This is a genomic window from Blautia sp. AF14-40 (genome assembly GCF_003479665.1).
Taxonomy (GTDB): domain Bacteria; phylum Bacillota; class Clostridia; order Lachnospirales; family Lachnospiraceae; genus Fusicatenibacter; species Fusicatenibacter saccharivorans.
On sequence record NZ_QUHK01000012.1, the window covers coordinates 95,433 to 101,432 of the forward strand.

At 41.1% G+C, this 6,000-nt stretch carries 4 protein-coding genes and 1 pseudogene; all 5 read right to left on the bottom strand.

Going from position 1 to position 6,000, the window contains the following annotated elements; genetic code table 11:
- Positions 1–331: 331 nt before the first annotated feature.
- The gene (locus DWW13_RS10520; RefSeq protein WP_055221200.1) at positions 332–1,111 is read right to left on the bottom strand and encodes an ATP-binding protein; all 780 of its coding nucleotides are present in this window, start codon (positions 1,109–1,111) and stop codon (positions 332–334) included.
- Between the two features lie 12 nt (positions 1,112–1,123).
- Positions 1,124–2,680, bottom strand: a complete 1,557-nt coding sequence (locus tag DWW13_RS10525) for a Mu transposase domain-containing protein (protein ID WP_055221198.1) — start codon at positions 2,678–2,680, stop codon at positions 1,124–1,126.
- A gap of 154 nt (positions 2,681–2,834) precedes the next feature.
- Positions 2,835–3,041: pseudogene (locus DWW13_RS10530) on the bottom strand (IS66 family transposase); the annotation flags it as partial.
- Positions 3,042–3,464: 423 nt separating this feature from the next.
- The gene (locus DWW13_RS10535) at positions 3,465–4,799 is read right to left on the bottom strand and encodes an FRG domain-containing protein (RefSeq protein WP_118720045.1); all 1,335 of its coding nucleotides are present in this window, start codon (positions 4,797–4,799) and stop codon (positions 3,465–3,467) included.
- Between the two features lie 31 nt (positions 4,800–4,830).
- Positions 4,831–5,784 (bottom strand): hypothetical protein, encoded by a 954-nt coding sequence (locus tag DWW13_RS10540; RefSeq protein ID WP_118720047.1) that lies wholly within the window; start codon positions 5,782–5,784, stop codon positions 4,831–4,833.
- Positions 5,785–6,000 lie beyond the last annotated feature (216 nt).

Consider the following 6,000-nt stretch of genomic DNA (forward strand, 5'->3'; position numbering starts at 1 on the left):
TTTCTAACGGGTTAAAGCCCCGAATCCGCCCGGTAGTGGGAAGGATATAGCCGAAAGCAAGGGTGTCCATCGTGAGATGGAATCTGAAGGAAGCTGGATGTGAGGAACATACTAACTCACGGGCAAATCTCTGGTCTGACGGACAGAAATCTTATATGAGGTTATGCATGAGGGTAAGGTTGCATATCAAATCGAAGCCCAATAACTACACGGAATCATGCATGATAAATGAGGCAGATGGATGGAGTGCATATTCCGCAAGAACTGCGCATCCGTTCCAGAGGAACGGAGCGCCATTCCGCTTCAAACTGAGCAAAGCTCAGCAGGTTGATTAATTACTATTGGTTATTCTGCGATCCCTGCCAGGAAATTCAAGGCGATATGCCTTAGATGTCATTCGACTTAAGCAGGCATCTGCGTAGGTGGAATCCCCAAAAAGCTGATACCATCCGGATACTGGAATCTGTGAGATAATAATAGTTGCCTTGCGGCAGTCTCTGGACTCGATGATTTCAAATAAATCGCGGCATTTCTCGATGTCCAGATCCATTAAGCCGAAATCATCTATCACCATGAGATCATAAGCTGCCATTTCATTCGAATACTCAAAGTAAGTACCTTCCTGCCTGGCATGATCTGATTCCTTTAAGAGTGTGTTCGCACGTATGTATTTAACAGTACGGTTCTGATGCATTGCTGTGATACATAAGGCGCAGGCGATGTGCGTTTTCCCAGCACCGGCCCCTCCGGTCATCAGCAGGTTATTCGGCTCATCGATCCAATCACACTTGGCCAGAAGTTCTATGACGTGTGTATTCAGCTGACGTTCTGGATCATAGATTGAACTGTCAAGATCAGCTGCAGGATATTTCAGGGTCGCTTTCTTCATGAGACGTTTAAACTTTTTACTCTCACGCTGATCCCACTCCTGATTTACAATAGCAGCAAAGCGGACTTCAAATGGTTCGAGACCTGTGTTTGGTTCCAGCAGCTGCTTTTCAAATGCTTCAGCCATACCGGACATGCGAAGTTTATACAGCCGATCCATGAGTATGTTCTGTTCCTTTGTGAGTTTATCGTTATAAAGATAGTCTTTTAATCTGTATGCCATAGTACATCACCCTTACTTATAGTAGTCCTTTCCTCTGATATTTTCATGATTGGGCAGTGTTCCTGGTGAATGCTCGGGGAGTTCCTTCACATCCATCTTTTTCAGCATCTGCTTGAAGGTAAAATACTTACAGGAATTGATCTCTATACATTTACGGGCAACTTCTTCAGCAGCACCTTTCGGGATTGTTTTTACTTTATGCAGGATACCTGCACAGGCATTATAGGACTGCTCTTCATGTTTTGATGATTTAAGGAGTCTGTCAATCAGTTCTGACATCGCAGGACCAATGGCAGAAGCCCAGCGGCGGTAATAATTACCATCCTTTGAATTGACTTCTTTGTAATAAAGGTGTTCTGGCGGCATATGTTCATCTACCGTGATATACAGCGGAAACTCTCTATAAGACCGCTTATGTGTACAGATCAGCCGATTATACTGATCACAGATTCTGATCTCTGAAGCGGTTGCCTTCAGGATTGCAGGCTTGCCACAGTAAGAGTACAATACGGAGTAGTAGTGGCCGTCATACTCGATGTGGTAGTTGTTGGGAACTTTTAGGACCGCTTTATAGTCGCAAGCCGTGTAACATCCGCCTGGCAGTGGTTTCATACATGGTTTGTCATACTTTTCGAAAGCATCCTGTCTTGAGAAGTCCTTGCCTTGAAAAGATCGTTTATTGAGGACTGCTACTATTTTTTTGATTTCAGCATTCAGGTCTTCAAATGATACATATATCTTTTCTTTCAGTTTCTCAACCAGGTGTATTTCAAGATAACGTACATGATTTTCAACTGTAGGCTTGCCTTTCGGCTTTCTAGCGGGTGGTGGAAGAACTATAGTTTCATAGAAATCTTCCAGATCTGCAAATGTAGACTGCAGGATAAGTTCATCCTTTGTGTGCTTGGTTACAGCAGTTCGCAGGTTATCGGGCACAAAGTATTTCGTAACAGCACCATAAAATGAAACAGCATGGGCACAGCCTTCTATAAAACATGGGAGCTTCTCATTTGGAAAAGCTTCTGCATAGATCAGACTGCTGACTCCAAGAGTGGTCGCAAAGATATGGACTTTTTTGATCTCGCCCGTTTCGGTATCTGTTAACAGTTCCGGCTGATCACCGACCCAGTCGATATACATCTTTTCACCCGGGATTCGGTTTACGGCCATTGATACCTTCTGGCCACCATAGTTTTCTGCTATGAATCGGTTGAAGTATTCGTAAAACTGTGACTTCTCATAACCATCAGGATTCTTTTCTTTATAATCCAGCCAACAGAACGAAATGTTCATGCGGCTCCCTGGTGCATGGATTCTGTCATAGTAATACTGGAAATCTGGAAGTGGGACATCTTTCCTCTGTAGATTTTTCTGCGGATAGAAAAGGTTCTCAACTTCCTTAGGTGCCATCATTCGGAGTTCCTCGATTGGGATTCCGTTGGCATGGTATCGGCTCATGATCAGATTTAATGTACCTGAGCCAATCTTGTAACGGTCCATAACGGACCTGGTCTGGCATCCATTCAAACGCATCTGGATGGAGCCGATAATCGTGTTGTAGTCTTGCATAGTTATGCCTCCTTTCGCAATCATTTGATGACTACGAAAGAACTATAACACGTTGAAAACTTATTGATCAGCTGAAGCGGAAACGCGTTCAGTTACATCCGGAAAGACTGATCAGCTCTTAGAGGAATGCGTGGTCAGATGAGCCGGAATTTGCATGACGGAGATAATTCTCGGCACAGTAAATGATCCAGTTAGCAAGCGTAGCCCGGCTTAATGGGACACCCAGTTGCTTCCAGTCCTCTTCCTGCCTGTTTAACGGCAGACCATTCTGGTACTTCTGGTGCATTGCCCATCCGACAACGGATTCCGATGCATAACTTTCCGGGATCAATGGTTCCTGAACAGGGGCTTTGACAAATGTGAGCCACACATGGCATTCTGATTTCGTTTCGTCAGATGTGTACCAACTTCTTACATTGGCATATTCCAAAAAATAACGTCCCAGCAGATCACAGACTATTCCACAGTTGCCTCTTGGAAACAGTTCAATAAAACCATCTCTAAAGAACTCACCGTTCGCATTTGCCTTCAATATGGCATTTCTAAACTTTTCAGCTAGTTGAAAGATCTCAATATCTGTCATTGTCTTGGATTTCTTAATTTTTCCTTCACATCTCAGCCAGTCATAAGACCGTTGCCTGCTACTCACCGCGGAGAGGTGTGTGATTCATTCGAGCAGCGCAGGGAGCTACCGCTCCCCTTGTTTTATTTATACATTCTTTAGAAATGTTTATTTTTTCTTTATGGGGTCTGACCCCGGAGTACATCAATGATTCAAATATTTTTATATCAGCTTCCCATATATATCTATGCAACGTTGCTTTCTATACTCCTGATCCGGATACTTTTGATGAATCATCCCACCAATCGCTTCCAGCAAATCTTTTCCATCATAATGACTATTGACGGTATCAAGCACTTCCGTAGGAATCTGATACACTATTGGTTCATCCTGAATTTCAACCGTACCATCTGAAATTGTGTATCCGACAAGTGCTTTCTTTAAATCACTGATTGTAGGGAATATTGTCTTGTCGATGCCGTCACAATCATACACTGCCTCAAGTTCATCCTTTGTGAACACAACACTATGCTTGATTTGTTCAATATAATTTCGAAGTTCGTTAACTCCTTCATTTGGAAAAACTTTCTTTCCACCGTCCATCATTTCATAAACTTGCTTCGACACTTCCACTGATTGCTTGAATCTCATCTTCTCGAAGTGCCAGTTCTCCTGAAGCGATGGTTCATTTCTCATTGGGTATATATAACCGCTTTGTTGAGCACAACGTTGCAACGGTTGATACCCAATTTGAAGAGCCACTCCATCCATATCACCAGATTGCAAGTAAATTCTTTTCTTTTGTATATCCGGATCACTGAGGTTATAATGCTCATGTTCCCATTTCATGAAGCCACCGCCATTCATAAAGTCGATGGTCCAATCTGGTGCATGAAAAATATATCCGTATTTTGTATCTTCACTTTTATCGATATCCTCTTGTGTAAGAGGTCGATATGAATCTGTTTGCGGAACATACTTGCACGTTGCAAAGAATAGTGCCGCCTTAAAATCATTCGTCAGATCCATTAAATGCGTTGCCAACCCATAATGCTGCGCAAGCGCATCAAAATTCACATCGCTGAGTTTTGCTTCCCAATATGGTACAATATTTATATTTGAAATCAAATTTACAAATTGCCATTTTCTCAAATGTGCTATTGTTCGAATCGTTTCCTTTTCTTTTTCATCCATGCCATCTTTAAGCATACGGTTCAAGGATGGTATTGATCGATGATAGTTTTGAATTTCACCACGGAATAGCTGGCGTTTACTAGGAAAAGTAATAATACGTGGTCCATACGGCATCTGAACTACAGCTCCACTTGTCTGCATTATTTGAAATTCTTCAATAAGCCAATCTGTTTTCTTTGTGTATGTCCCATCACGAATCGCCTTATCTCTGTTTGCCACCTCGTTCTTAACAGCTGCAGCCCACATCTCATCTTGTTCCGCATAATTCAAAAGCTGGTTAATATCATCAATTGTAATGTCATGCACAATATTTTCTTGAGGATTTTCAAAAAGCCAACCGTCTTTGTTATATATTAATGGCATATTTAATCCTCCCTGCTTCAAGATTTTTTCATCAATCCTTAAATATCTCGCAATCAACTATATCCCACAGCAATTGGAACATAATTGATACTAAGCCAATGTTAAGATAATCAAATGTTTTTCCCAGGCCATGCATGATGCAATTTCTAATATTGAGTTTAATAAAGAAATTTTGCATGACAGCTAAATATTCCGGGAGTATTTCTTCTTTCGCAAAATTACTATTCAGCAATCCGCCCAGTGTCCGAGACAATTTTCTCTTTCCATTTTGTCCCACCCCCGTCAATATCATTTCATTGTCTGTGGCATTCTTTAAGACACCTTTTTCCACAAAGAGCCGGTATAACTTTTCCATGGTAAATTTCTCTGTTCCATAGAAAAGTATCTTATCATTGTGCAAGAACGGCTCAATTATTTTCTTTTCTTCTTCCGTCAAATCGTTCAACTGCATTATGCACTTGAATAGCATTCTATTTTGTAGTACCATTCCTAATCCTTGCTCAATCAATGATGGTAATACAAAACTGGCTGTCACGGCATGCTGTTCCCCAGTAACAAGTGCCGCAATGTAATCTTCCATTGCTTTCCAGTATATCTCGTTATAATCTATCGCCAATTTTTTCAATTCGATTTCTGGCAATCTATTATGAGCTTGATAAATTATAGAATGGTACTTTTTATACACACTACCAAGATAGAAAGCCATATCCTGCAGCAATATTTTCTTCCGGATAAACTTTCTTTTTTCTTTTTCGTCATCAAAATGTCCTATAGGTTCTGGGAATTCTGCATCACTTGCATCAAAAGCATATATATCATAAAAGTCTTTCAAAATAGAGCACTTTGCATCATGAAGCTCATCTGTATTATGAGCATTGGTCAACCGATTTAAAAGTTCCTCGTCATATGAAATAAGTGGCTCCATATTTTCAAGATACACCGACATATCATCACGGCTCTTAAAAATTTTATGATATAACTTCATAGTAGAATTCCTACCTTTTCCTTCACATCTCAGCCAGTCATAAGACCGTTGCCTGCTGCTCACCACGGAGAGGTGTGTGATTCATTCGAGCAACGTAGGGAGCTTCAGCTCCCCTTGTTTTGTTTATAATTTCTTTAGAAATGTTTATTTTTTCTTTATGGGGTCAGACCCCGGGTACAACACAAATCAGCATTTTCTAATTCGTCTATAAACTCT